At 47.5% G+C, this 25,953-nt stretch carries 24 protein-coding genes; 15 read left to right on the forward strand and 9 right to left on the reverse strand.

The window, feature by feature from the left end; genetic code table 11:
- Window positions 1-756: S-layer homology domain-containing protein (locus tag IEW26_RS27415; RefSeq protein ID WP_188594698.1), on the forward strand; the 756-nt coding region annotated here is incomplete at its 5' end.
- A 119-nt stretch (window positions 757-875) separates the two neighbouring features.
- Here the strand turns inward: IEW26_RS27415 and IEW26_RS27420 are convergent.
- Window positions 876-1,217 (reverse strand): winged helix-turn-helix transcriptional regulator, encoded by a 342-nt coding sequence (locus IEW26_RS27420; protein ID WP_188594699.1) that lies wholly within the window; start codon window positions 1,215-1,217, stop codon window positions 876-878.
- Window positions 1,218-1,423: 206 nt separating this feature from the next.
- Here IEW26_RS27420 and IEW26_RS27425 point away from each other — a divergent pair, with 206 nt between their 5' ends.
- From IEW26_RS27425 to IEW26_RS27435, 3 genes are all read left to right on the forward strand, one after another.
- Window positions 1,424-2,164, forward strand: a complete 741-nt coding sequence (locus IEW26_RS27425; protein ID WP_188594700.1) for an SDR family oxidoreductase — start codon at window positions 1,424-1,426, stop codon at window positions 2,162-2,164.
- 29 nt (window positions 2,165-2,193) lie between these two features.
- Window positions 2,194-2,370 carry a hypothetical protein gene (locus tag IEW26_RS27430; protein WP_188594701.1) on the forward strand — a complete coding sequence of 59 codons (177 nt, stop codon included), beginning with the start codon at window positions 2,194-2,196 and terminating at the stop codon, window positions 2,368-2,370.
- Between the two features lie 153 nt (window positions 2,371-2,523).
- Window positions 2,524-3,981 (forward strand): carboxylesterase/lipase family protein, encoded by a 1,458-nt coding sequence (locus tag IEW26_RS27435; RefSeq protein ID WP_188594702.1) that lies wholly within the window; start codon window positions 2,524-2,526, stop codon window positions 3,979-3,981.
- A gap of 1,074 nt (window positions 3,982-5,055) precedes the next feature.
- On the opposite strand, the gene IEW26_RS27445 is transcribed toward IEW26_RS27435, so the two are convergent.
- Window positions 5,056-6,207 carry a VanZ family protein gene (locus IEW26_RS27445; protein ID WP_188594704.1) on the reverse strand — a complete coding sequence of 384 codons (1,152 nt, stop codon included), beginning with the start codon at window positions 6,205-6,207 and terminating at the stop codon, window positions 5,056-5,058.
- 335 nt (window positions 6,208-6,542) lie between these two features.
- On the opposite strand from IEW26_RS27445, the gene IEW26_RS27450 reads away from it, so the two are divergent.
- The 3 genes from IEW26_RS27450 to IEW26_RS27460 all read left to right on the forward strand — a co-directional run bounded on the left by IEW26_RS27450 (window position 6,543) and on the right by IEW26_RS27460 (window position 9,604).
- The gene (locus IEW26_RS27450) at window positions 6,543-6,881 is read left to right on the forward strand and encodes a zinc ribbon domain-containing protein YjdM (RefSeq protein ID WP_111271295.1); all 339 of its coding nucleotides are present in this window, start codon (window positions 6,543-6,545) and stop codon (window positions 6,879-6,881) included.
- 643 nt (window positions 6,882-7,524) lie between these two features.
- Window positions 7,525-8,337, forward strand: coding sequence for a class I SAM-dependent methyltransferase (locus IEW26_RS27455; protein WP_188594705.1), 813 nt, complete (start codon window positions 7,525-7,527; stop codon window positions 8,335-8,337).
- Window positions 8,338-8,551: 214 nt separating this feature from the next.
- A complete protein-coding gene (locus tag IEW26_RS27460) occupies window positions 8,552-9,604 on the forward strand; it encodes an LLM class flavin-dependent oxidoreductase (RefSeq protein WP_188594706.1) in 1,053 nt (350 codons plus the stop codon).
- Window positions 9,605-9,760: 156 nt separating this feature from the next.
- Here the strand turns inward: IEW26_RS27460 and IEW26_RS27465 are convergent, their stop codons facing one another.
- Window positions 9,761-10,420 carry a TetR/AcrR family transcriptional regulator gene (locus IEW26_RS27465; protein WP_188594707.1) on the reverse strand — a complete coding sequence of 220 codons (660 nt, stop codon included), beginning with the start codon at window positions 10,418-10,420 and terminating at the stop codon, window positions 9,761-9,763.
- A 192-nt stretch (window positions 10,421-10,612) separates the two neighbouring features.
- Between IEW26_RS27465 and IEW26_RS27470 the strand changes: the two genes are divergently transcribed.
- Window positions 10,613-11,428, forward strand: a complete 816-nt coding sequence (locus tag IEW26_RS27470) for an SDR family NAD(P)-dependent oxidoreductase (protein WP_145404916.1) — start codon at window positions 10,613-10,615, stop codon at window positions 11,426-11,428.
- A 259-nt stretch (window positions 11,429-11,687) separates the two neighbouring features.
- On the opposite strand, the gene IEW26_RS27475 is transcribed toward IEW26_RS27470, so the two are convergent.
- Entirely contained in the window at window positions 11,688-12,155 is a 468-nt protein-coding gene (locus tag IEW26_RS27475; RefSeq protein ID WP_188594708.1) for a DUF4385 domain-containing protein, read from the reverse strand.
- A gap of 158 nt (window positions 12,156-12,313) precedes the next feature.
- Between IEW26_RS27475 and IEW26_RS27480 the strand changes: the two genes are divergently transcribed.
- The 5 genes from IEW26_RS27480 (at window position 12,314) to IEW26_RS27495 (ending at window position 16,749) form a co-directional block, all read left to right on the forward strand.
- The gene (locus IEW26_RS27480; RefSeq protein WP_229730077.1) at window positions 12,314-12,781 is read left to right on the forward strand and encodes a DUF1877 family protein; all 468 of its coding nucleotides are present in this window, start codon (window positions 12,314-12,316) and stop codon (window positions 12,779-12,781) included.
- Between the two features lie 102 nt (window positions 12,782-12,883).
- On the forward strand, window positions 12,884-13,012 hold the full coding sequence (locus IEW26_RS30595) for a hypothetical protein (RefSeq protein ID WP_268237082.1): 129 nt from the start codon (window positions 12,884-12,886) through the stop codon (window positions 13,010-13,012).
- Between the two features lie 235 nt (window positions 13,013-13,247).
- Window positions 13,248-14,732 (forward strand): stalk domain-containing protein, encoded by a 1,485-nt coding sequence (locus IEW26_RS27485; RefSeq protein ID WP_188594710.1) that lies wholly within the window; start codon window positions 13,248-13,250, stop codon window positions 14,730-14,732.
- Between the two features lie 257 nt (window positions 14,733-14,989).
- Entirely contained in the window at window positions 14,990-16,465 is a 1,476-nt protein-coding gene (locus IEW26_RS27490; RefSeq protein WP_188594711.1) for a GNAT family N-acetyltransferase, read from the forward strand.
- Complete coding sequence (locus IEW26_RS27495) at window positions 16,462-16,749, forward strand: SDR family oxidoreductase (protein ID WP_229730078.1); 288 nt, start codon at window positions 16,462-16,464, stop codon at window positions 16,747-16,749. Before IEW26_RS27490 ends, IEW26_RS27495 begins: the two co-directional genes overlap by 4 nt.
- Before the next feature lie 172 nt (window positions 16,750-16,921).
- On the opposite strand, the gene IEW26_RS27500 is transcribed toward IEW26_RS27495, so the two are convergent.
- From IEW26_RS27500 to pdxR, 3 genes are all read right to left on the reverse strand, one after another.
- Window positions 16,922-17,380: a GNAT family N-acetyltransferase gene (locus IEW26_RS27500; protein WP_229730079.1), complete on the reverse strand. Its 459-nt coding sequence runs from the start codon at window positions 17,378-17,380 to the stop codon at window positions 16,922-16,924.
- Window positions 17,377-18,297, reverse strand: coding sequence for a D-alanine--D-alanine ligase (locus IEW26_RS27505; protein WP_188594712.1), 921 nt, complete (start codon window positions 18,295-18,297; stop codon window positions 17,377-17,379). Before IEW26_RS27505 ends, IEW26_RS27500 begins: the two co-directional genes overlap by 4 nt.
- A gap of 268 nt (window positions 18,298-18,565) precedes the next feature.
- Entirely contained in the window at window positions 18,566-20,017 is a 1,452-nt protein-coding gene (gene pdxR, locus IEW26_RS27510) for a MocR-like pyridoxine biosynthesis transcription factor PdxR (protein ID WP_188594713.1), read from the reverse strand.
- Between the two features lie 1,370 nt (window positions 20,018-21,387).
- On the opposite strand from pdxR, the gene IEW26_RS27515 reads away from it, so the two are divergent.
- Complete coding sequence (locus tag IEW26_RS27515; RefSeq protein WP_188594750.1) at window positions 21,388-22,134, forward strand: Bax inhibitor-1/YccA family protein; 747 nt, start codon at window positions 21,388-21,390, stop codon at window positions 22,132-22,134.
- Window positions 22,135-23,208: 1,074 nt separating this feature from the next.
- On the opposite strand, the gene IEW26_RS27520 is transcribed toward IEW26_RS27515, so the two are convergent.
- Together IEW26_RS27520 and IEW26_RS27525 are read right to left on the reverse strand one after the other, a co-directional pair.
- Window positions 23,209-24,162, reverse strand: a complete 954-nt coding sequence (locus IEW26_RS27520) for a 4'-phosphopantetheinyl transferase family protein (protein WP_188594714.1) — start codon at window positions 24,160-24,162, stop codon at window positions 23,209-23,211.
- Window positions 24,163-24,244: 82 nt separating this feature from the next.
- Complete coding sequence (locus tag IEW26_RS27525; protein ID WP_188594715.1) at window positions 24,245-25,117, reverse strand: arylamine N-acetyltransferase family protein; 873 nt, start codon at window positions 25,115-25,117, stop codon at window positions 24,245-24,247.
- 292 nt (window positions 25,118-25,409) lie between these two features.
- On the opposite strand from IEW26_RS27525, the gene greA reads away from it, so the two are divergent.
- Window positions 25,410-25,886, forward strand: a complete 477-nt coding sequence (gene greA, locus IEW26_RS27530) for a transcription elongation factor GreA (protein WP_188594716.1) — start codon at window positions 25,410-25,412, stop codon at window positions 25,884-25,886.
- Window positions 25,887-25,953: the final 67 nt, after the last annotated feature.

Genomic DNA, 25,953 nt, shown 5'->3' on the forward strand with positions numbered 1-25,953 from the left:
GAACTGGTACGAGGAAAACTGGTGAAGCTGGCAGATAGCAGTGAAGGGATTGAGTTCACTGTAACGAAGTTCAGTACATTTACACTAGTTTCTGTAGACGGACTGCATCCTGCTCAATCAGCAAACCATCCGTACATTCAAGGTTTCGGCGCGGACTTCCGTCCAGATGTATATGTAACGCGTGCACAAATGGCGGCGATGCTCGCCCGCAATCTATCGGGTGATAGAGCAACCGTGGGAAATGCAACGGAGGCAAGTTTCGCTGATGTAACTTCAACACACTGGGCCGCGAACGAAATTATACAAGTGCAGGCTGCTGGTATGATGAATGGCCTTAGCGGCTCCATGTTTGCACCGGAAGGTTTGATCACACGTGCGCAAATGGCAACGATTGCGTACCGCTGGTTGCAGAAGCAAGAAGCTGATGCAGCGGCGACAACGGGAATGACCTCGGCAGCAACTACAGCTAGCACAAGCACTACTGCAAAAACGGCAAATGCAGCTTCCTTTACCGACGTACCTGCTGATCTGTGGGCAGCAGACGCGATTGCATATGTGCAATCTGCGGGACTGATGACAGGTTATCAGGACGGCACATTCAAACCAGACGGCAAGCTGACTCGTGCGGAAGCGGTTAAAGTGCTGAACGTTTTGTTCAAGCGTACACCGCTGACAGGAGCAGCAACACCATCCTTTAGCGATGTACCTGCCACACACTGGGCATATGCCGATATTGAAGCGGCGGCGCAAAAGTAAGAATGAGCAGCAGTAAAGAACAAATAACAATTTCTGAACGAAAGATAGATATAAGCACAAAAAGGCCGGGAATATGATGCCCGGCCTTTTTGGTTTGTCCTGTATCACGCGGGTAACTTCTATTGATTGTGGGTGCTGTTCAGATAGTCCAGATGTGCTTTACCCCAGCCGCACATGCTGTCCAATAATGTGCCGATGGTCTGACCATGTTCAGACAGGCTGTACTCCACTTTGGGTGGAACATCCCCGTAGAGTGTGCGTACGATGATCATATCCTGCTCCAGTTCACGCAATTGCTTCGTTAACGTGCCTTGAGATACATCAGGAATCATGCGCCGTAGTTCGCCAAATCGTTTGGTACCTTCTTTCAATAAAATAAATAATATGAGGGGTTTCCATTTCCCATTAATGGTCTCTAGTGTCGTTATGACACCTTCTAACCGTGGCTCTTGTAAATCCATAGTAATCACCTCAGTTTATCTGGTTATATTGTTCTATTTATTTTAACGGATTTTCTTCATTTCTGCTGAGTTCTCTACCCAATAGTATGCAATTTCGTACTAGGTACGATGGAAGTGCGTACTGTTCAGCGCTTTTTATGTGTTCAATAATGAACAGTACGTGAACTCACTCGCGTATATAACCGAAGACAAGGGGAAGATAATAGATGAATCGCTATACACTGGAGAATAAACGGGTTGTTATTATTGGTGGAAGCTCAGGCATTGGACTGGCAACCGCAATCCAGGCAGCCGAAGCAGGCGCGTCAATCGTCATTGCAGGTAGATCGTCATCCAGACTGGAGGCGGCACGAAACCAGATTGAGATGGTAAGAGGGGATAGAGACCGACGTGCAGTTGTCGAAACTTATGTGCTGGACAATCAGGATGAACAGCAGATCGAAACATTTTTCGCTCAAGTTGGTGCATTCGATCATCTGTTCACCCCGGGAGCGGCCTATACCCGAGGCCCCCTAACTTCGGATCGGATAATAGCAGAAAGTTGCTTCAAGGGTAAATTTTGGCCCCAGTATTTTGCTGCAAAGTACGCTGTACCCTATCTCGCTTCCTCAGGTTCAATCACATTGATGTCTGGCGGGTTTAGCCAGCGTCCACTGGATGGTGGAGCTTCATATGCTGCTTGTAATGGAGCCATTGAGAGCTTGGGTAAAGCACTTGCCGTCGAGCTGGCTCCTGTCCGTGTTAACGTAGTCTCCCCTGGAACCATCTGGCGGGAAGGGCAGGAAGGAACACCGCGAGGAGATCATTTCAAAGATTATGAGAACATGTCCGTGCTCAAACGTGTGGGCTCCAATGAAGAAATTGCACATACCGTCACATATCTGATGACAAATACGTTCACGACCGGAAGTACGTTGTATGTAGACGGAGGGTATACTTTAATTTGATAGCGGTTATGTAAGTCTCGTGAGAGACCATGTTTAATGCCTTCTCCAATGCTTGTCTCTGGACCGATTCAGATGAGCATCCGGAGGGCTGTGAAGGGCTGTATGTGGAGATTTGTACGGATCGGGTGTTCATGAAGGGCCGGGACTTTGCTGCCGGAAAATGGATCGAGGATGCTAAGTATACGGTGCTCTATCCCCAAATTTAAATATCGTTCCACGTGAAACGTCACGCAAATACGTCATACTGCACAAATTTGTAAATGGGTGTAGCTACGATTTATACTCAAATAGATACACATGTTTATTCCAAGCGTTGGAATAAAACCATTTACTTATTACGGAGAGGATGTAGAAGACGCATGCGAGAACTTCAGGTTCAAACGAAATATGGCAAGGTTCAAGGCGAGCTTTTACAAGGTGCAAGTGTGTGGAAAGGCATTCCGTATGCCAAGCCGCCAGTAGGCGAGCTGCGTTTCAAGGCTCCGGTACAACCTGAGTCATGGGATGGAATTAAACAGGCGACTGAATTTGGTCCTGAGAACATACAGCCGCGTCACAATTCAGAGGAGATGGCTGGGCAGAAGCCGCCAGAGTCGGAGGATAGTCTGTATCTGAACATCTGGGCCCCTGAAAAAGAAAGCAGTCAACCCCTTCCCGTCATGGTCTGGATTCACGGGGGTTCATTTGTAACCGGCTCAGGCAGTCTGCCTGTATATGACGGAACCCAGCTTGCTGTTCGTGGCGATGTTGTTGTGGTGACCATCAATTATCGTCTTGGACCACTCGGTTTCCTTCACATGGCTCCGCTAGGCAAGGATTTTGTATCTAATGCAGGTCTGCTGGATCAGGTAGCAGCACTACAGTGGGTAAAGGAGAACATCACTGCCTTCGGTGGTGACCCGAATCAGGTTACTGTGTTTGGCGAATCCGCAGGAAGCATGAGCATTGCTGCATTGATGGCGATGCCATCTGCCAAAGGGCTGTTCCAACGTGCGATTATGGAAAGTGGTGCATCACAGTTCATGCCGGAAGAACAGGCGGTTGCCCTGCGAGAGGGCATGCTGAAGGTGCTGGGTGTAGACCGCGACAACCTGCAGAAGCTGAACAGTATGCCGGTGGAGCAGATTATGGCGGCAGCAGAAACGGTAAAGCAGCAGATAGGAGCAGGTATGGCCTTGTTATTCCAGCCTGTGCTGGATGGCGAGACACTTCCGCAAATCCCGCTTCAGGCTGTGAGCGAAGGCTCGGCTAAGGATATCCCGATACTCATCGGTACAACGCTGCATGAGGGATCGCTGTTTATTCAGCCGCATGTACCATACTCGAAGGAGATTGATATGGTGCAGGGGGTTGATTTCATGACACCTGATCTGGAGAATCGGGCCGCAATCGCGGACAGCTATCCGAAAACTGCGGATGGACAGGCTCAGGCCATGACCGATATGTTCTTCTGGCGCTCGGCGCTGCAGTACGCAGCTGCACAGCAGGAGCATGCGCCGGTGTGGATGTACCGCTTCGACTGGGTCATGCCGGAGCATCCATTGTTACAGAGAGCTATTCACAGCATCGAGATCTTCTTTGTGTTTAACACGCTGGATGCATTGAAATTCATGAAAGCCGAGCCGGATGAAGCTGCAAAGGCTCTTGCACTGAAGGTACAGGACGCCTGGATTGCTTTTGCGAAGGCTGGCAAGCCTGCAGTTGCCGGAATTGAATGGCCTGAATATCGTCAAAATCGGGCGACACTTATCTTCAACCATGAGATTGAGGTCGTGCATGATCCTGAATCATCCAAACGCGAACTGCTGGGTGTATAGATGATTTACCTCTAATATATAATCAAAGCTCCCTGGAATCTTTGTATGCAAAAATGACAGAATCACCTGGAGCTTAGCCGTTATGCCCGAATTTGGGAAAATCCCTTTTGCTAAGGGGGAAATCCGGGCATGAAGGCGAAGCTTATGTTTCCGTTGCAGCTTTCTTTCAGAAAGCTTTTAGCTCCGCCTATCCAGGTTTTTTTGTTCTCTCCGTTGTAGTGTAAAATGAATCATTCAACTTAAATATCATACCCTAATATAACACTTTACAATGCTAACGATTCCTACAAACCTTATTGGCCCTCAATTCAGGTTGAGCGAATTCTAACGATTCACAGGAAGCTTATTACGGCAAAAAGTTGAAAAAACAACCTTAAATAGCACAAAAGCAGCGATATAACGTCTCTGTGATTCGTTAGAATTGTAACGTGTTCAAAAAAACCTGAATAAGCTTTCTACGATTCGTTAGAGATGAATTAGATATCTACATATCTATATCAAAGTCCGCAAACCGATCGACCTTCCCCTACACATCACAGACCACATACCCCGAAGCACAGACCGCAGATCACACATCACAGACCGCAGACCACGAACCACAGACCCAGTCTACTCATCGTAGAACGCAGACCATGAACCACGTTCACAGTTCGCAGACCAAAAAGCCTTTGCAAGAATTGCAAGATGTTAAACGTCGGGCTTTACGGAGGTAAAAAGGTAATTTTTACCTATTCCTTCTGTTCTTCCAGAAGAGGTTGAGTAATTCGCATGATGAATACCGCCATTATCCAGCATCATTACTGCTTTCCCCGTTCGTACTCTCTCCTCAGGCAATTTGGCTATACCCGCGATCGCGTAGCGTCCGTCATTCAAACTCATGTTTCATATATAAGCGACACCCCATGTTCCATCCTTTCAAGAATCTGAAATCTTGGGATATAGCATCTCCGAACATCAAAGGCAGCCTCATGGATGATCCATGAAAGGCCGCCTTTGGGGGTCTGTGTGACATCGTGTTGCCTTCCTTCGAATTGACCGTACGTACTGGAAGCAAGAGCAAGAAACATACTCTTGTTATTTCCGCGAGGCCCGGATATGAGAAACTTCATCGAAGTAGAAGGAACGTTTGCCGCCAGAGAACATTACAACGAGAACATGGATAAACAGCGTCAGGTACACCAGGAAGTACAGGGCGCCGATGCCCAGGGGAATCCAGATGAGATAAGGCTGCAACGTATCCTCATGATAGCTAGGGTAGGCATACTTGCTAACCAGTTGAATGATCGTTAACAGCAGCCACGGGGCATAGATGGCAATAAATCGTTTCAACAGTGCAGGAAGCGTCGGTGTACCGCTCTGACGATCCACATAACGGAAGCGCAGAATAGCAGATCCCGGTGTATATCCGTTGCGAACCCAAGGGATGAAGAACAAAACAATCACCATTGCCGTGGATGTGTCTAATACCGTCTGAATATCATTGCTTAATGTGAAAATGGACAAGAAATTCGTGATAATGACCACGACAATACTGTCGATCAGAAGTGCAAGCAGCTGAGGAACAGGGTATACCCGATCTTGCTCCACAATCTGTTCACTCTTGGCCTGGATACTCGCTCTGGATGGGAACAGGGCCAGCAGCAACGGGGCTGCAAAAAATCCGATCACTGCACCGGAGGTGTTCATCATCAGGTCATCCACGTCGAAGAGTCGATAAGGACAGCTGTAGAATCCGTACAACCCGGTCAGTTGAGTTACCTCGAAAAACAAGGAGAGTCCGAAGCCGGCTACCAAGGCGTGTTTCCAGAATGCTCTCTTTTGCCAGAAATACCGGATATATACCCCCAGCGGCATGACAAGCAGGACATTAAACATCACTTGCAGGAAGGCTCTCCCCTTGATCATGTTAATCCAGGTTGACGGCTGGGACCATACAATAGGGGTTTCACGCATAATATCTTTGACGAACATAAATGGTGTCAGGTTGTAATAGACCGTATCTGCGGCCTGCTGAGCACAGGTGTTTCGTGTTGTTGGAAGCGGCAGAATGACCAGACAGTAGGCAGCGAGCAGGTAGAAAACAAATGAAAAGCTAATGGCAAACCGTGACCAGCTGAAGAAGCCGTCTTTGCGATAACCATAGATTAACCAAGGGACCAGCAGGAACATGGAGGCAATGACAAAGATAATAAACGCAGTCTGAATGGGGAACACATAAGATGACATAAGTGGAAGCTCCTTTTTGAGATAAGAGTAACGGTCAGATGGTACTATCATTTATATTTTTAGCAGAATGACAGGCCAGCAAGAGATGCCGTACAAGGTAAGGTCCCGGTAGCAGCCTGTTATTCATATGCTTAAGGTGATATGTTATTTATTAATCATAAGCGGGTTACCTTAAAGTGAAGGTTGATTTCTTTTAAATCTGGTTTAAATATGTACCTGAATATATCCTTCAATCCATACCTGACAGGGATGCAGTGATCCATGGTATGGAACATATCGTCGAAATTCTGTATACTTGCGAGATAGCTAAAATCAGAATGGAGAGTTTAATACATATGTCTAACTTGCCTAATTGTCCGAAATGTAATTCAGAGTACACGTATGAGGATGGCCTGCTGCTGATCTGCCCGGAATGCGCGCATGAGTGGTCCCTGGAAGCGGAGGAGCAGGAGGAGAATGCCAAAGTGGTGCGCGATGCCAACGGAAATATACTGAATGATGGTGACACGGTTACGGTCATTAAAGACCTCAAGGTCAAAGGCAGCTCGCTCGTCGTGAAACAAGGCACCAAGGTGAAAAATATTCGCCTGATTGACGGGGACCATGACATTGATTGCAAGATTGACAGTCTGGGCGCGATGAAGCTGAAGTCCGAATTTGTGAAAAAAATCTAAATGCCCTTCCAAGCGTGCTGCTTGTGATCGGCTGTAAGCATCTTCATCCAGAAAGAACGTTCATCTCTACAGCATTGTAGAAGTGAACGTTCTTTTTTTGGCAGGGAGACAACAGGAATGAACCTTTGAAGCGTCGGCTTTGTCTATAGATTTGAAAAGGCTGATGAGAATTAAAATGAATCACTGCCTTAATTTTCTGGAAAGAGAACGTTGACAGGAATAATTAGGAATAATATACTAGTAAAAATTTAACAGTTAAAGGCAATGATCAGGAGTAGTAAGGTATATGGCATCGGTGCAGAGAGCTGTCAATCAGGGTGCAAGACAGTCCAGCCTGACCCCAACTCACCTGTGAGCAGCAGGGTTGAAGAGCAGTTATAAGTATGTCTCCATTGATCCAGCTAATAAGTAGCTGAGTGGATTCATGGATATACAGAACTGAATTCATGTAGACCCTGACGGGTAACCTCCGTCATCAGGTTCTGAGATGTTATGGCAGGATAGGTTTGGATATATTTATCCTGTTCATAATTCAACAAGAGTGGTACCGCGAAGGTCAAACCTGTCGCCTCTTAGCTGAGGCGGCAGGTTTTTTTGTTTTATATAACAGGCCTTAATGTTAAGAAAAGGCAGGTGCAGCAGGATGGAAAGATCACGTGTGGTTGACTATTATTCTCGATTTGACGAGTGGGGAAGGCTGGAACGGGAACCGTTTGAATTCATGATTAACATGCATTATATAAGAGAGTCGCTTCCCGCCACAGGACTTGTGCTGGACAACGGGGCCGGGCCGGGTAAGTATGCGATGGAGCTTGCCCGATCAGGATACCGTGTTACACTTTCAGACCTTACCCCTGCCTCTGTGGATATGGCCAGACAGAAGGCTCAGGAAATGAAGCTGAGTCAACAGTTTGACGGCTTTCATGTGCTGGATGCGACTCATCTGAACGGTATTGCCGATGATACCTACGATGCGGTGCTTATGCTGGGGCCACTGTATCATCTGCAGCTGGAGCAGGAGCGACAGGCCGCTGTGCAGGAACTGCATCGTGTAACCAAGCCCGGAGGTATTGTGTTTGCGGCATTCCAGAGCCGGATGCGGATGAGCATCAATTCACTGCAATCCCCGCAGCATTGGAAGCCCAACGACAGCATGGACGCAATCCGCTCTTTTATGCAGAAGGGAACGTTCGACCATCAGGATCAAGGCCGCTTCACGGGAGCATACTACTTTCATGTGCAGGACGTTGTACCATTTATGGAGCAGCATGGTTTCGAGACAGTGCATCTGATTGGTTCCTCCAGCCTGAAAGCGATGCTTACAGATGAACAGGAGTTGTACTGGAAGGGGCGCGGCGAGGAGCAGGAGCTGTTTCACTATCTGATTGAAGCGGCCAAGGACCCTTCCATATTGGGGATTTCATCTCATCTGCTGTATATCGGGAGGAAGCTGTAAGAAATAAGAGCGGTCGCCTGAAAGCTTTCTGCAAGAAAGCTACATCGCGAGCATGCGCTTATCACCGGATTGAATGAAAATTGCCCTCTGGAAACAGAGGGTACTTGTATTTTTCCTCAAAATAGTTCAATATGAATATAAATAACAAAAGGTGATCTACTTACAATAGGTTAGATGAACGACGGATCGCTTCATTAACAGGGAGGAACATACAATGGAAATCGGAATCAGTACATTTGTGGAAACAAACCCGGATGTAAATACAGGAGAACTAATCAGTCACGCACAGCGTATTCGCGATGTCGTGGAGGAAATTGTTTTGGCCGATCAGGTAGGGCTGGATGTATACGGCGTGGGGGAGCATCATCGTGCTGATTATGCCGCTTCATCCCCGGCAGTGATTCTGGCAGCAGCAGCATCCCAGACCAAAAATATTCGTCTGACGAGTGCCGTAACGGTTCTGTCCTCGGATGATCCCGTACGTGTATTTCAGGACTTTGCCACGCTGGACGGCATCTCTAACGGACGTGCAGAGATTATGGCCGGACGTGGATCATTTATTGAATCCTTCCCGCTGTTTGGCTATGAGCTGAGCGACTATGACGAATTGTTCGATGAAAAGCTGGATCTGCTCTTGAAGCTGACAGAATCCGAAAAGGTCACCTGGTCGGGGAAACACCGTCCTTCCTTCAATAACCTGGGCATCTATCCCCGTCCGGTGCAGGAGAAGCTTCCGGTCTGGATCGGCAGCGGCGGTAATCAGGAATCGGTTGTGCGCGCAGGTTTGCTCGGATTGCCGCTTGTGCTTGCGATTATCGGTGGTCGCCCGAAACAATTCGCACCTCTGGTGGAACTGTACAAAAAAGCAGCCGCACATGCCGGACACGACGCATCCAAATTGACGGTTGCTTCCCACTCTCACGGTTTTGTTGCCGATACAACAGATGATGCGGTAGAGAAGTTTTTCCGCCCTGCACAGGCTGTTATGAATCAGCTCGGACGCGAACGCGGATGGGGGCATTATGGCCGGGAAACCTTCGATGCAGCACGCAGCCTGGAAGGTGCGCTGTATGTAGGCGATGTGCAGACTGTCGCTGAGAAAATCATCTATCTTCGCAAAGAAGTCGGCATCACACGCTTCATGCTGCATACGCCGCTCGGAACGCAGCCGCATGATGAGGTTATGCATGCTATCGAACTGCTTGGCAAGGAAGTGGCACCGATCGTACGCAAGGAGATTGCCCGCTGGGAAGCGGAGAATGCCTGAGCCGATCTGAGCAGTCTGTAGTCACTCATCTTCGATATGTGAAAATAAAGCTCTAGCAGTGTCATATTATGGACTTGCTCAACGAGTTAACAGGAGCAGGGGTTCAGCCCGTATAAATGGGCTGAACTCCTGCTCTTTTTTGTATCTCAGCTGTTTCTACTCCTTCGAGTCAGAAGTAAACAGAGCGTGAACGATCATAGACAAGGTGTGCTCATACAGGGTTCGGGCTGCGATTTGACTCTCTAGATGTCCCCCCAAATAGAGATGAATCACACCATGCAATGGCGCCCAGATCATCTGTACGGCAGCGATCGTATCCATCTCCCGAATGTATTGCTGCGCCTGAGCCTCTTCCACAAGTTGCGTGAGTTGTTTCATTGCTGTTGCCGTTCCCTCTAGACTATCTGCATCCGGTTTAAACTCGGCAAATGAACCACCGAACATGACTTGATAGAAGCTGGACTGTGTAATGGCAAAGTCCCAGTAGGCATGAGCGAGGGCGCGAAGCTGCTGTTGAAGTGAAGGCTGCTCCGGCACTGCTTCGAAGGAGCGGGATAGAATCATGCAGCCTTCAAGATATAAACATTTAGCGAGTCCCTCTTTTTTGCCAAAAAGGTTATAAATGATTTTGGTAGAGCACTCCATTCGCTCGGCCACTCGCCGAACAGTAACCGCTTCGGGACCGTGCTCCTGAAGCAGGGCGGCTGCGGCGTGTACAATATTTTGACGCAGATTCTCCGAATGCTGCATTCTTGTCTCTTGAAAGGTCGTTACCGGACGTAGCGACTCCGTCTGTGTAGTCGTTGATTTTTTCATCGAAGTTCATCCTTAATCGTCATTTTCGTTTTCTTTTGGAAACATCGTTTCCTAGCACCTATTCTACTGTTTAGAATCAGAGATCGTCAATTTGAGAAATGAGGATTGACATCATTCACGAATGAGGATACTATGTTTTCATTAGGAAACAGTGTTTCTAATAAAAAACAAATGTGAAAAGGCGGTTTTGACATGAAAAAGAAGCAACAGCAATGGGCATTAATTACAGGAGCATCGTCAGGAATCGGGGAAGCGTTTGCGCTCGAGATGGCATCACAGGGGTACCATGTTGTATTGGTTGCGAGGTCGGAAGCGAAGCTGATTCAGCTGGCACAACGCATTGAGCGTATCTATTCAGTCAAAGCAGAGGTCATTGCAGCCGATCTGTCCGAGATGCTGGGGCCCCAATATATCTACGATGAATGCCAGAAGCGCGGCATTCGGGTAAATACACTGATTAATAATGCGGGTTTCGCCACACATGGATGGTTTGAGCAAGTTGATGGGTTGCGACAGCAGGAGGAGATCATGCTCAACGTGGTTGCGGTTACGAATATGACTCACCTGTTCCTGCCAGGCATGTTAGAGGCTCGAACTGGAGCGGTAATCAACGTTTCCTCTACAGCAGCCTTCCAGCCTGACCCTTACATGGCTGTGTATGGAGCTACAAAATCGTATGTGCTTTCTTTTACAGAAGCACTGTATGAGGAGAACCGAGGGCGTGGTATCCGGTTTCTGGCGATCTGTCCGGGTGCTACAGAGACGTCCTTCTTCGATGTGGTTAATGCGGAAGAGGCTTCTGTAGGCAAGCGGGATACACCTGAGCATGTGGTGGAAGTTGCGATAAAGGCTCTGCAATCCGGCAAGAGTTATGCAGTACCCGGAGCTTCCAACTACTGGACTGCTCAATTGGCAAGGCTTCTGCCGCGCAGGCTTATTCTTCGTGTGGTTGGAGGGATGCTGCGGCCGCGTCAGCAGAGCAGCAAAGTGCAAGTCAGAGCGCAATAATCCGGGCTAGACGTGCCGATGGCAAGCTGCTTGCCGCCGGCACGTTCACATATGTCATATGCTGAGTACGCCATACAGAATACATAATCCTGCCGAGATGAGTACTGATAATTCTATTTTTCGCCCGAGTCTGCCGAATTGCAATTAACTTCGCTACCAATCACCTTCACCTACGTTCATTAACGTCTATCTGTTGAATAGAGTCCTGTTAAGCCAGCCTCCACGTTCATTAATTGTAACATTGTACAGCGTGTTCGGATCAATCCGGCGTCTCGGACTCATATTTCTCACGGTGCTGCTTCTTCATCTGGATGTAATACTCATCCTGTTTGGCTATTTCCCATTGAGCTTTGAAAATAGCAGCAGATTCGGCCTTTACGGGATCATTCTGGTAAGGCAGGACGGTGCCATCCTGCTTCGAATATTTGCGCCCACCCTTGTGATTCGTGTAACGTCTCGCCCGGGTGTAACCCATCTGCAAAAACTTGCGGGCCATATCCATGCCAACGAAGTCGTTATTCTTTTTATACGTTAGAAAAAGCTCATAGATTTTCTTTGAAGATTCCTTTGCAATCTCGGGAGTTTTGAACCGCCAGTACGGCAGAATCTCGCTTTTATACGGCTCCACCATCAGCACCCCCTGCTCACCTCGGCCCACCGTATATAATTGGGGGTGCTTGCGCAAATCCAGCTCTTCATAGTTGAGACTATAATCAAATTTTTTCATCCGTGTTCCTCCTTGCCAAAGAATTGTTCTTTTCACATGAAAAAGAATGCTGCTATGTCGTTAGTGCTCTTTTTTCCTTTTTACCCCGATTCTGATGTAACATGCATGGTTAATGGGGAACAATAGAAGGAAATGTGTGCAGAAGGGATGATAACGCTATGGGGATGTCGGGCAGATATGTTGTAGTCACCGATGAATTGGTGCAATCCATCCAATCGGGTGAGATTAGTGTGCATGATTGTCAGGTTGATCTGGATATTGATAAAACGTGGCAGATGCTGCAGTTTACGTTAAACGGGAGCCTGCTGGACGGAGAGCCGCCGCTGGGATATGTTGTGCCGCTCGCCAGTGAGCATTATTTGGGACGATATGATGATATGGATCTGTTCCTGCTGAAGCACAAGCAGGTGCTTGAGGCATATATGGCTCTGGAGCAGTTGACTCCTGATGATGTACGGGAACGGTACAGCCTGAAAAACATGCTTGCAGAAGGCGTCTATCCTGTCATGGAGGGCTGGGAAGAAGAAGAGATTTTTCAAGAGCTGATACAGACGATTGATCAGATTCAAGCTTTGTTTCAGGTGACCGTTGAGAACGAGAACGGGATTCTGTTTTATGTTTTCTAAAAAGGTGGAATAGCGCTCACGATGTTTGATGCATTCGCCATCCGGTTATAGATACACACAGGGCGGTGCCCTGATGAAATTGTGCCGAGGAGAGGGATAACGATGACACAGAACCAGAATGAAGAGAACAAAGCCATTCAGGACGATGAGCCGGATCAATTCGAGACACCTGTGACGAAGGCCGATGATGTGAAGAATGAAGAGGAAGCAGAAGAGCAGGAGCAGGAATAGTCTGAAGAAGTTACATGAAACAGCATGTTTCCGCATGCATGTTATGACATAAGAAGGATAGAAGAACCATGAGGCCGGACGAGTTCCGGCCTATTTGGCCTATTTTTTTGCGTATCCGTTTACAACGTTTATATATGCCCTCATAATATGAATTGAACCATATTTTGCTAAGGGGGAGATCCCGATTAAGAGACCAAAATTATACCAATGGATAGCGGTGCCACTTGTCCTGTTAATGGTTGTTCTGACAGGATGTCAGGCCGTAGGCGGAGTCGATATAGACAAGGCCATGGCGAACAGCACCAGCGTTAAATCCGGTGAATCCAAACAGTCCATGCATATTAACATAGAGCCGGATACACAACTTGCATCAGATGAAGATCTGGCCATGATCAAGATGATCAACTCGATTTCACTGAACATTGATCATGCCAAAATGAAGGATACCAAGACGGCTTCCATCAAAGGCTCGCTCAGTCTGGAAGGGACGAAGCTGCCATTCCACCTGTCCATGGACAAATCGGGTATGATTATTAATGTAGATGGAGCTCAGAAACCGGTATACATATCTCTGGATGAACATGGCGGAGCCTCTGCACTTCTCCCGATCAATACGGAGCAAATGGAGCAGCAGCTTCAGGAGTTGTCTCCGAAGGTATTGTCTTTTGCCATGAAACATCTGTCCAATCCGAAAAACATATCGGTTACTCCTGTGCAGGAAGCTGTTAACGGTGAAACACTTTCCCTCAACAAGCTGCACATGGAGATCAGCGGTGAAGAGCTGTTAGCTATGGTCAAGCCGTTCCTGACAAGCATCTCCAAGGATGAGCAAGGCCTCAAGCAGCTGATTGGTGATCTGTATGATGTGCTGTATCCTGTATATGAAACGATTAGCGGGATGGAAGGCATGGAAGACGATGCACTGATCGATGCAGTGCCTGCCACGAAGGAAGAGGCAGTGACAGAAATGTACAATATGATCAAAGAAGGACTGGACAGTATTCTGGTAGACTATGACCAGGAACTGAACAACCTGCTGAAGGATGTCCCTGAGCTCAAGACGGTATTCGGTCCGGAAACCAAATTAAATATGGACTTTTTCCTGGATAACAAGCTGGATATTCGCAAACAGAATATGTCGTTAAAAGTGGCTGTGCCTGCTTCGGAGGAACTGCCGGTACACGCAGTAACGATCAGCTCAGACAGTGAGCTGTGGAATGTCGGTGGAGCAGTTACAGTCGATGCAGTGGATGCACCACAGGGCGTGCTGGAACTGGTGGAAGGGCAGACCACCCCTGGTCAGGTGCTTCGCAACTTTGATTCCAACTCTGTAGTGTATCAATTGCTGAGGAACCAAATGAAAATTACAACCAAGAGTGTGTTCCTCTACCCTGATGATGAAACATACGGTGCAATTACGGTTAAAAATACTACGTTTGTGCCACTTCGCTACCTGTCCGAGCAATTGGATGCAGAAGTGAAATGGACTAAGGGCTCCAACCAGATCGTTGTGATCGACGACATTACTGGAGACAAGATTGTACTGACGGTAGGCTCTCCAAAGGCAACGGTTGCGGGGCAAGAAGTCACGATGGTGGAGTCGGCCTTTGTTGGAAAGAACGGAAAAACCTATGTGCCGCTGCGCTTCATGGCGGAATCGCTTGGCGCTACAGTGGAGAAAGAGCAGGATACAGGCTGGATTTTCATTGATCGTCCGTAATATCAAGTAAGTTAGCGTGTAGATGATCGTTTACATGAAAGGGGATTTCAGAGCATGCCAGATTTCTCGTAATGATGTTGAAAAGAACAAGGCGTAAAAATTCCGCTAGACCAACACGGGATACGTCTGTCCTTTTTGAACCGTTACGAGGAGCTTCGGCGTTGCATCTGAATGGATGAAACGATACAGGAGTGCCTCTATTGGAGGTGCTCCTTTTTGTCGTGTCATCACCAAATAAATCCCCAGAGGTGTTATATATGAATAATGGCTTCACGATTAATGCGGGTACAGTGACACTGCGTCCTTTTACCCTGGAAGACAAGCCGGCACTAGCTGCCTTGACCCGTCAGCCTGAGATTACGGACCTGTTACCGGATTGGAAGATGACGGAGCAGCAATTAAGCGAGTTTTTACAGTTCGTTGTAGGGAGTTATGAGCGGTTTGGCCCACAGGATGTACGAATCATGCTGGCGGTCGTTCACCAGGAGAGTCAGCAGCTGGTTGGCTGGTGTGGTGTGTTTCCAAACGATATGCTTGACTCGTCAGACCGCGAGGTGGCGTATGCCATCTCACGGGATTACCGCAATAGAGGATATATCACAGCAGCGGTGGGGGCGCTGACAACGTATTTGTTCAAGCACACATCGTTGACCCGGATTGTAGGTATTGTAAAAACATATAATCCTGCCTCCCGCATAGTGCTGGAGCATAACGCTTTCCGATACGTGAATCGCAGACGGCTCTCTGACGGAGAGGATTATGATTATTTTGAATGCATTCACAGCGCTTCTGGCGCAATGCTTTCCCATTTCGCTGAACCTAACGAACTCATTCAACCATTGATACGCTTGCGTCGGGCCAAACACGAAGATGCAGCTCTGCTTACCGACATATGTACACGCGCTTTTGATCAGGCCATCCGTGTCTGGGGGAACGGGGAGAAGGACATGGACAGCAATCTCTGCCCTCCGGGTTACAGTTTGCTTCGTCTGCATGAATATGTGATTCGCGAGTGGGACTACTATGTGGTGGAGGCAGATGGTTGTGCAGTTGGTGGTGTAAGTGTGAATGTGCTTGGTCATGACAGTGCAAGGGTGGATAAAATCTTTATTGACCCCGTCTGCCAGGGAAGCGGGATTGGCTCACAAGTCATCAAACAGATTGAGGCTGAATATTCCCATATTCGCCAGTGGAGACTGGAGACGTCTGGTCGACAGCGGGATAATCATCATTTCTATGAGAAACTGGGTTATGTTTGCATCTACCCCTCTGAGACCGAGTATGTTTATGAGAAAATTATAGAAACCGGAGCTAGAAAGCACCCTATGAATTCTCACAGGGAATTTGTTCAGGCAGATTTGGATTCGACGTGGTACAGTTCCAGTTCTATGGTGAACAGCCGAATTACCGATTGCAATCTGAGCGGAAGCAAATTAACAAACCTCAATATGACGGAAATGCTGCTGGGAGATCTACGTTTGACGGACACCAAGTTTGAGTTCTGCGCTTTGGATGGTGTTCAGTTCCAAGATATACATCTTGGCTCAGAGCGTGTTCCTATGCATTGGAAGCATTGTGATTTGGGAGGGAGTCGTTTTGTTGATTGTGACTTATCGGGTATCGAGCTGGAACGGTGTCAGGTGGCGGGAATGAGCATTAACGGGGTTTCTGTTGAGCAGTTATTCGAGGCTTATGAGATGCTCAAGAAACCGGGAGCACAAGCTGATGATTGATTAAATTGTGGGATGCAGCCATTGAATATGCGGAGCACGGCATCAGCATCAACGCGGTAGCTCCGGGAGCCATTCTCACGGATATGGTGATTGGTTCCTTCAAACAGATCAATCCGGATGATTGGGAGTCAGCGTCCAAGGAATTTGTGAAGGACAATCCTGCAAAGCGTTTGGGTGATCCTAAGGAAGTGGGGCGTTTGGTTGCATTCCTGCTATCGGGTGAATCACCGTTTATTAACGGGGCCATCATTCCGATTGACGGCGCCCAATCTGCCAAATACTAAGTGCAGCAGATCATCAGATGAATGGAAAAAACAGATATGCCCTTCCAAGCTGTAGCTGTATCTATGTTTGGAGGGGCATATTTATGCTGTTTATTTTTATAAGGAAAGGATGCTGAATTGAATTCATTGTGCTGCTGTAATGCGTATGCTCTTATACATATTTTCACATTACTCAGATGTGCTGCAGCTGCTGCGACCGCTTGCTGAAACCAGTGCTGCCCGCAGTATAACCCATCTCTTTATAAAATGCATGCGCAGCTTCGCGTGCGGCGCTATTGCTGCTATTTAACGATATGGAATCTACCTGCTGCTCAGCTGCCCAATGTTCAGCGGCCTGGAGTAGCTGACGACCGATGCCGCGGCTGCGATAATGCTCATGAATTACCAGAACCATAATTCGGCAGTGTCTACCGTTCTTCTCATAGAGATAAGACGTTTGCATGCCAATGAGCCCGACTACACGCCCGCGTATTTCTGCTACCAGTGTAGTATAGTTGGCATCAGCTTCAATGTGCTTATATCGCTCCTGCATCTCCGCATAGGTTGTGGGATATCCAAGCTGATCCATCAGAATGACCATATCTTGCAAATCCTGATTCGTGCTGTGCCGAATACGTATATCCAGACTCATACCCGGGACACCTCCACAGACCGTTCCTTCAGGGACAGATCAATAATGGTGTCTAACAATTCGGCAAAAGAAATACCTGCCGCGGCTGCACTTTTGGGCAGCAGGCTGTTCCGGGTAAGGCCCGGTAAGGTGTTCACCTCAAGCACGTAAGGGACACCATCCCGAATGAGCATATCCACTCTGGCGTAGACGCTGCATTTGAGCACCGTGTAACAGGTCAATGCTGCGGCTTCTACACGCTGATGCAGATCGGGAGGCAGCTGAATAACCTGCTCATCCGCACCGTTATCATCGTATTTGGCGGCATAGTCGAAAAAGGCTGCATTTGCACGGATGGAGATGACAGGCAGCATTTTGCCATCAACAATAGCGCAGGTAATCTCGTCACCTTCGATGTATTGCTCGATCATCACGCTGTCATCCCACGCCAGAGCAGCCCCTACCGCGGCGGCCAGTGCAGATGGTTCATGTACAATCTGTGTTCCGATGCTGGAGCCCCCTGAATTGGGTTTGACCACGAGAGGATACGTCAATTGCTGGACGGCGGCTGAGGACAAATCCTGCATCTGCTTGACTTGCAGCCAATCCCCTGTGAGCACTCCAGCCTGTCGCATAAGCTGCTTGGACATGTCTTTATCCATACATACGCTGCTGGCAAGCACGCCGCATCCAGTATAGGGGATACCAAGGGATTCCAGGGTGCCCTGTACCGTACCGTCTTCCCCGTATTTACCGTGCAGAGCAAGTAAAGCAACATCAATTCCTTCGGATTTGTCGATCAAATCCCGTTTGGAATTCAGCTCAATGGGTATAACCTCATATTTGCTTCGGTCCAGATTCGCCACCATCTCCTGTCCGGTGAGCAGGGAGATGTCCCGCTCAGAAGATGTACCGCCCATAATAACGCCGACTCTCATATGAAAATCCTCCCCGTTTCTATATAAGTTGAACCAAAGGTTTTACACAATCCACTCCGACGACAAAATAACCTTCCAATCGCTGTTATCCCCAGTTTTTTTTGGTTTCCCTTTCCAAAGGGGAAAATCTGGTGATAAGCGTATGCTTCCGATGTAGCTTTCTTGCAGAAAGCTTTCAGGCAACCGCTTCGCTTTTCAGGTTTTTCAGTCCTCTCCGTTAATGTGTAAAAGAGCAGTTCATCTTATATCGTACTTTTATTAAATGACCTTACATCATGCTCGCAGCCGTCTCTCCAATCGTACGGATGCCTTTACGTATATTTTCGTCGCTAACTCTGGAGAAGCCAAGCCGCATCGTGTGAAGTCCTTGACCAGGTTCCAGGTAGAACGTGTCTCCAGGTGTGAAGGTAACGCCCTTCGCCTTGCAGGCGACGAGAAGTTCTCTGGTTTGAATCTCTGGAGGGAACTGCACGAACAGGTGCAGGCCGCCCGCCCCGGAAATCTGGCACATGGGTAAATACCGCTTCAGGCAGTGAACCACAAGCTCATATTTCCGTTTGTATTCCATGCGAGCTCGCTTCAGGTATTTCTCGAAATTACCGTTGCTCAGGTACTGATAGAGCAGCGATTGATCCAAGGTGGACGTATGGATGCTACGAGCCCGCTTCATGCTCTCCAGATAATCGATTAACGCTGCATCGGCAATAATCCAGCCCACACGCAGTCCGGGGAACAGAACTTTGGAGAAGCTGCCCAGATACACCAGACCATTGCCGCTGCCCATGCTGGCAATCAAGGGAGAGACATGAGAGCCGGAATATCGAAGCTCTTCATTGAATCCATCCTCGATAATCGGGACCTGATATTCATTCATTAAACGTATAATTTCAGTCCGTTTGGCAGGTGAAGTCACGATTCCGGTCGGATTGTGGTAAGAGGGCACAAGATATGCCAGATCATACGCATTGCCAGCGAGCTCTTGCTCCAGCTGCTTCAGGTCGAGGCCATCCGGCTCCATGTTGATGCCCGTTAGCTGAAACTGATGCAGCCTGAGATTTTTGATTGCCGTGTGGTGTGTCGGATTCTCACAGAGCGCTTTACCGCTTTTTTTGCGCAATGCCCCAAGCACCAGGTCGAAGCCCTCCGTGAATCCGTTCGTGATCAGGATATCCTTGCCGGTGAGGTCTACCCCTTTATTCTCCATATAATGCAGCAGATACTTCATGAGTGGCCTGTAACCTTGCGCGTAGCCGTAATTAAGCAGGACCTCGCCTTCAAGAGACATCCGGTCCAGAAAAGCCCTTTTCACATTATGCAGATCAAACAGCTTCTCATCCGGTGCAATGCTGGTAAACGAAATGTCCCCGCGTTCGGCTCCCGATCCATGCTTCATCAGATCATATTGCTCGGCCCGAATGGCATATTCACTCACCTCGGCGTTCCAGTCCAGCTCCCAGTGTGCTTCGGCCTTCGGTGTTTCCAAGAGTGTGCTGACGTAATTGCCTTTGCCTTTCAAAGCATAGATCAGCCCCTCATCCTCAAGCTCCGCGTAGGCGAGTAGAATCGTACTGCGGCTAACCTTCATGAGTGTACTCAGCTCACGGGTGGAAGGCAGTTTTTGATTGGGCTGCAGGCCGCCTTTTAACATCAATCGCTTCAAATAATCTTTGACTTGTATATATACAGGGCGGTCCTCCGTCAACTGCAGATCGGAATACATCCCATCACTCCCTCTTCTGGTATCTTCCCATATTATAAACCTGGCTGAAAGAACCACGATACCTCTGTTTCACAGCTCAGGTGGCCTGAGTCACATGTGCAAACGGGAAAAAGCCCTGGCTCAAATGCCGGGCTGGAGGTAGAACTTGTTCAATTCTAAGGTTGTAATACTATGCTTGCCTACCTGCTACAGTTTCGTGTTCTGACTAGTCTCTGAGGAAATAACTGTTTATCTATATGGTGTCTCTAATTGCTATGGTCAGGCTACAATGAAAATATTATTGCTTTGATTTCTGAATGATCAACGGATTGCGGTGGTCAAAAGAAATCTTGTTAGCGGCTGGTTATCCAGCACTACTTACTCTAATTAGGGTCGTATAGATGGTGAATCCACTTTCTATTCAAGCTACTTTTTTAAAGCTAATGTTCTTTCTTCTTTCTAACTGTCCTCTTCTCGTGTGCACATCACCGAATTCAGTAGAGAAAGACTGAAAATTATGAACATCTCAGACAAACATGGATATAAAGACATGTGTCTTAGTGCCCAAATTCTTCCTCTACCCATATAGTACCACTTTGAATCAGGGAAGTTAAGTTTTTTTTTGAAATATTTGTCGCAATAGCGAAAATTCCGTGAATTGTGCTTCAAATAGAGTGAAATGGTGTCGAATGATAATCCGAAAAAGGAGATTCTACTAACCGTATATAGAACGTGTAGAATAAGGGATTAGTTTGTTTTTTTTGCCGAAAATCTCCTGTTTCAAACTGCAGCGGGTGAGGTGTTATTTGTCGGGAAAGCGCGAAAAAGCATGTGTCATGATTGTTACCGGGTGGAAGCAGGAAAGAAAATAAAAGTGCCATACATATATTATCAATTTAATATAAGTGAAGTATAATGGGCATAAGGTGCTTTACGAGCAAGCAAATGAATGAATAAGCCAGGCTTTATTGAGCATGGAAGGTAATGCATTGCGCAATTACGTAATTATTTATGTGAAGATGGGCGAAAGTAAGTGAGAATTGCAGAAATAAATATGTTATTGCGTAAATACGTAATATGATGCGTAAATAAGTGCATTTGCAAGTGGAATGATAAAGCCATTATGTGAATCAGCAAGTTAGCAGGTAAGTAAGCGGATGTGTCAGTGAGTTAATAAGCAAGCTGATGAGCAAGTTAGTGAGTTGGTTAGTAAGCTAGTACGTGAGTAACGAAGTAAGCGTGTGTAAAGTGTAAATAAGTGATTAACTGGTCCTGGAGCAGGGCAGAGGCATGCAGCAGGAAGAGACATTCTGTTAACCGTCAAGCACAACGCAGCAGCACCTACATCGGGTTTTATAGATTTGCCAAATACATAGGAAGAGGTGATTGTGTTGATCGGTCGTAGCGGTAACCCTACACTTAAAGACAGCACATTTGAGAACAGAGGGTATGGAGAGGATCGGTATCAGGAGTACATGACAATTAACGGCACGGTGAACAAAGCGTTCATTACGCTGGTCATTCTGCTTGGCAGTGCATTTGCAACGTGGATGATGTTCTTTAACGGACAAGAAGTGATGCCGCTTGCGTATGGCGGGTTAATTGTTGGCTTTATTCTCGCGCTGGTGATCTCTTTCAAACCGGTGGTTGCTCCTTATCTCGTACCCGTCTACGCTGTAGCAGAGGGAATGTTCCTTGGAGCGCTCTCGGCAACGTATGAGTCTCTGTACAATGGCATTACACTACAGGCGGCACTGTTAACTATTGCGGTTTTTATCGCACTCCTGACAGCGTACAAAACAAGAATGATCAAAGCGACAGAAAACTTCAAACTGGGTGTTGTTGCAGCAACTGGCGGTATTATGATTATGTACCTGCTCAGCTTTGTGCTCGGTTTCTTCGGTATTACGATTCCGTATCTGCATGAGAACAGCTTGATCGGTATCGGTATTTCTGTAGTCATCGTCATTATTGCTGCCCTCAATCTGGTGCTGGATTTCGACTTCATCGAAGGTGGTGCCGAGCAAGGCGCGCCCAAGTATATGGAGTGGTACGGTGCGTTCGGGCTGATGGTAACTCTGGTATGGCTGTACATTGAGATTATTCGTCTACTCAGCAAACTGCGGAGCAGGGACTAGAGGCACTGTGCAGTAGTGAGCCTAACGATATGGTTGTATCTTGTTTGATTGTTTGACGTAAGCAAGGCCAATGCGTATAACCAGCGTGTTGGCTTTTTGTATTATCAGGTTTTATCTAGGTTAGCCCGTAATTACTGGTTGGCCTTTCTGTGATTGGAGTGAATCGCAGCGGGAGAGGTGTGATGGAAGGAGGGGGAGACATCAAGGTTTGGAGATAGGAATAAGCAGTAGGGCAGAGTAGAGCAGAGTAGAGCAGTAGGGCAGTACGACAATAGAAGTTAGGGGAAGGAACCATGAAGTTGCTGCAGGTTGCGGGAGAAAGGATGGACGGCAGATGGAGTGGTGATTGAACCTGTGATATAAGTGGAGGGAAGCGAGTCGAAATGAAATGGATTAGAGTGGGTCGAATTATAGGAATGAAGTGCATGGCATAGCGTAAGTGAAATGGAGCAGGCTAGTAAGTAGATTAATCAGGTCATGGGAGAGGAAGAGGAGAAGGGGCAAGCGGGCAAGCAGGCGTTAAAATTTGGTCAGAGGGAGGCGAGTAACAGAAGAAGGTCGATAGCTATCGCAAGAGTCATTAGGGAAATTAGTGGATAGTGTTGTTGGAGTGGTAGGGGAGTGTTGGCATTCGTGTGAGAGTAATGTGGAGGAAAGATAAAATTCTAACGATTCCCAGGAGCCTTATATGCCTCACATCGGACCGTTTTCAAAGCTAACGATTCCTGGAGACCTTATTCTCCCAGTTTGGGGCGGTTTTGGACTAAAAACAACCGTTTATACGAAAATAGCGTTTGTACGGATCGTTAGAATTCAGAATGTACGAAAATACGCTAAATAAGGCTTCTACGAATCGTTAGAATTTTACCGATGCATATGAGCAACCTCCAGCCCCACCAGACAAGAGCTGCGGCTCCGGCTCTTTACCTTAACCTTGCACGGGTGTTCCCCAACCCAACCCAACAACAACCGAACCACCAAACTTACATATGATCCCCCACCGAGCCTATACCCAGCCAACTTTAGTTCCACTCAATTTATCTAAAAAAACGTCATAACTCAGCATGAGCGGCATTACATTAGCTTGGTGTATATCTGATCTAGTGTCACGATCTCAGGTTTCTTTGGCAATTCACCTTTGGCCGCGCAGGCCGCCAGCATATGTTGCGCATCCAGAGGCTGGCTGTAAAAACGATGATGCATGATACGCGTGTTCTGGCTACTCGCAGTTCTCCATTGAGTCAGCTCACGCGTATCACCTGCACCAATCACATTGCCTGCATCAAGCATACCACCTGCATCACTCGCAACTTGCAAGGCATTCCTATGAGCCGCATCTATATTCCCCGCGTTCGCCCCATCATAGCGATCTGTCAGCCTGAACACATCGCTGCTATCTAGCGAAGGTTCTCCTTGCTCCAGCTGCCCTGTTAATTCTGTATGCCCAGTCTGCGTGCAACGCCACTGGAGATCATCGCCAACCTTGTTCCCTTCTGAACCTTCGCTTGGGAGAATAGCAAAAGAATCCAGCGGTAGTGACAGACCTGTGCCTATAGCTTTAATGTAACTCTCCTTTAGCGTCCATAGGCGATAAAAGGTAGTTACCTGTTGTTCGGCAGGCTGTTCTGCCAGATACGCATTCTCCTGTGTTGAGAAGAAGCGCTCTGCAATCTGCAGGTCAATCGGGGCTATTTTTTCAACATCCACACCTAATTCAGCTGTCCCGCCAGAAATTAAAGCGATCCAATCCCCGGAATGGGAGACGTTGAATGCTATCTTGGGATTTGCAACAAGGCAGGGCTTGCCGTAGGCATTACGTGAAAAAGAAAGCTCCTTCCTTGGCAGTCCAGTTAATTCACTTAACGTCACCCGGGTCAGTACCTCACCCAGTACAGAGCGATATGCATCGGCTTGATGTATAAAGCGTGCAGCCTGTGCCCGCCGCTCTTCAGAGACGGATGACAGAAAAAGATCCCAGTATGCTTCGGGTACAACAGCGGGTACTTGCAGTACTTGTATAGTTATCATCATTTATCACCTGACGTTGTATTCGGCGCGGATGACAGGCTTTCCTCTATATTTATCCTTTTTTGGTGTTTTCCCCAGTGCTTCAGGATAGTTGTGTTCGTTTCCATTCTTCATGCGCAACTTGTATCCGATCCCAAATGTCTCGGCGCTCCTGTTCCGTATAATTCACCAACGGTTCATAGAAAACCTTGGCTAGTACGTTTTTCCATTCATCATAGGTTTGAATTTCCGTTTTGCTTATGCCTTCGATGCCATGCGTGCGCAGCATACATCCCCTGAGCTCATAGCTGTGGTCTGTATCTCTCTGACGGAGCAAAAATGCATTATGCCAAGGCGAATCAACAGATTGGCTGTAGAATTCATGTTTTGGAATAAACTCTTCCAGATTGGTAAGCTCTTCGGGATCATAGTCCACTCCCTTACTTGGTCCATTAGGCTCGTATTCAAGTCTCCACCCACCGGAAGCAACGGAAGAAGACATTAATGTATAAGTAAACGGCTCGGGGCCATAGTTTCCGTAACGAAGAGGAAGCGGTTCAAAAGGCATGCCCCCCAGGCCGACATCCACAATCCAACGTTCCACATTCGGGTCCGCATCCGGCATAGAGACAGACAAACCGAGATGGAACGAGTTCACACGTGGTTGTTCTCCATGCGGCTGAACGCCGGCCCGGTGCCAATGCACTGTATATCCCAGAGACTGAAGCAGCACACTGAATGCACCATTTAAATGGAAACAGTACCCGCTGCGTCCTTGCAGGATAAGCTGCACGGATTCTTGCAGATCAATGCCTGCGGGCCTGCCTGCGAAAATATCGACCGTTTGCCAGGATAGATGGTGGACATGTGCCTGCTGCAATTCGGCAAGGAATTCCAGAGTGGGTTTCTTGATTGTATTAATGCCTATCCGTTTCAGATAAGCGTGTATTTCAGATGGAGTCAATGTAACATTCATCTCGATCACCTCTCAGTCATATCGTGAGCCACAAGTGAAATACCGTGAAAGCTGCGGCCCTGAATTTATTGTATAAGTGAACGTCTGAAGTGCACACACGTGTTTACTCTAATTGTACCGGTACAGTTTAGGCGATAGTAAATATAGTGGTTATGGTGCACGCATATCATATTTCGGGTGTGGACTCATTTCGATCAACAGGAGTTTAATTTCTTTTTCCGGGGTATGTTAACCGTTTGGAGTGGATATAGGTTAGAATAGAGATAGATAGCAGGATTAGGAGATGGAAAACATGGCTAATGATGAAGTAATTTTGACACAGGAAGGCTTGGAAAAGCTGGAGGAAGAACTGAAGGAACTGAAAACGGTGAAGCGCAAGGAGCTTGCAGAACGTCTGAAGCTTGCGATCAGTTACGGGGACCTGAAGGAGAACAGTGAGTATCATTCAGCCAAAGATGATCAGGCATTTATGGAGACCCGCATCCTGATTCTGGAGAAAATGTTGACCAAGGCAAGAGTGATCAGCTCGGACAATATGGACTCCACCAAAGTTGGCATCGGTTCAACCGTGCTGCTGAACGATCTGGAGTTTGCCGAGAAAATTGAATATCAACTGGTCGGACCTGCGGAAGCGGATGTATCCAACAATAAAATTTCGTATGAGAGTCCACTAGGTAAAGAATTAATGGGCAAAGAGGTCGGCAGTGTGATCCATGTCAATGCACCGATGGGTGTAATCAAATACGAACTGCTGGAGATCAAGATATAAACTGCGCAGCACAGCTGTATTTTGAATACAATGTACTTTATAAAAATTGGAGATGTTTCAGCGCCTT

The sequence above is a fragment of the Paenibacillus silvae genome (assembly GCF_014639235.1).
In the GTDB taxonomy this organism is placed as follows: domain Bacteria; phylum Bacillota; class Bacilli; order Paenibacillales; family Paenibacillaceae; genus Paenibacillus; species Paenibacillus silvae.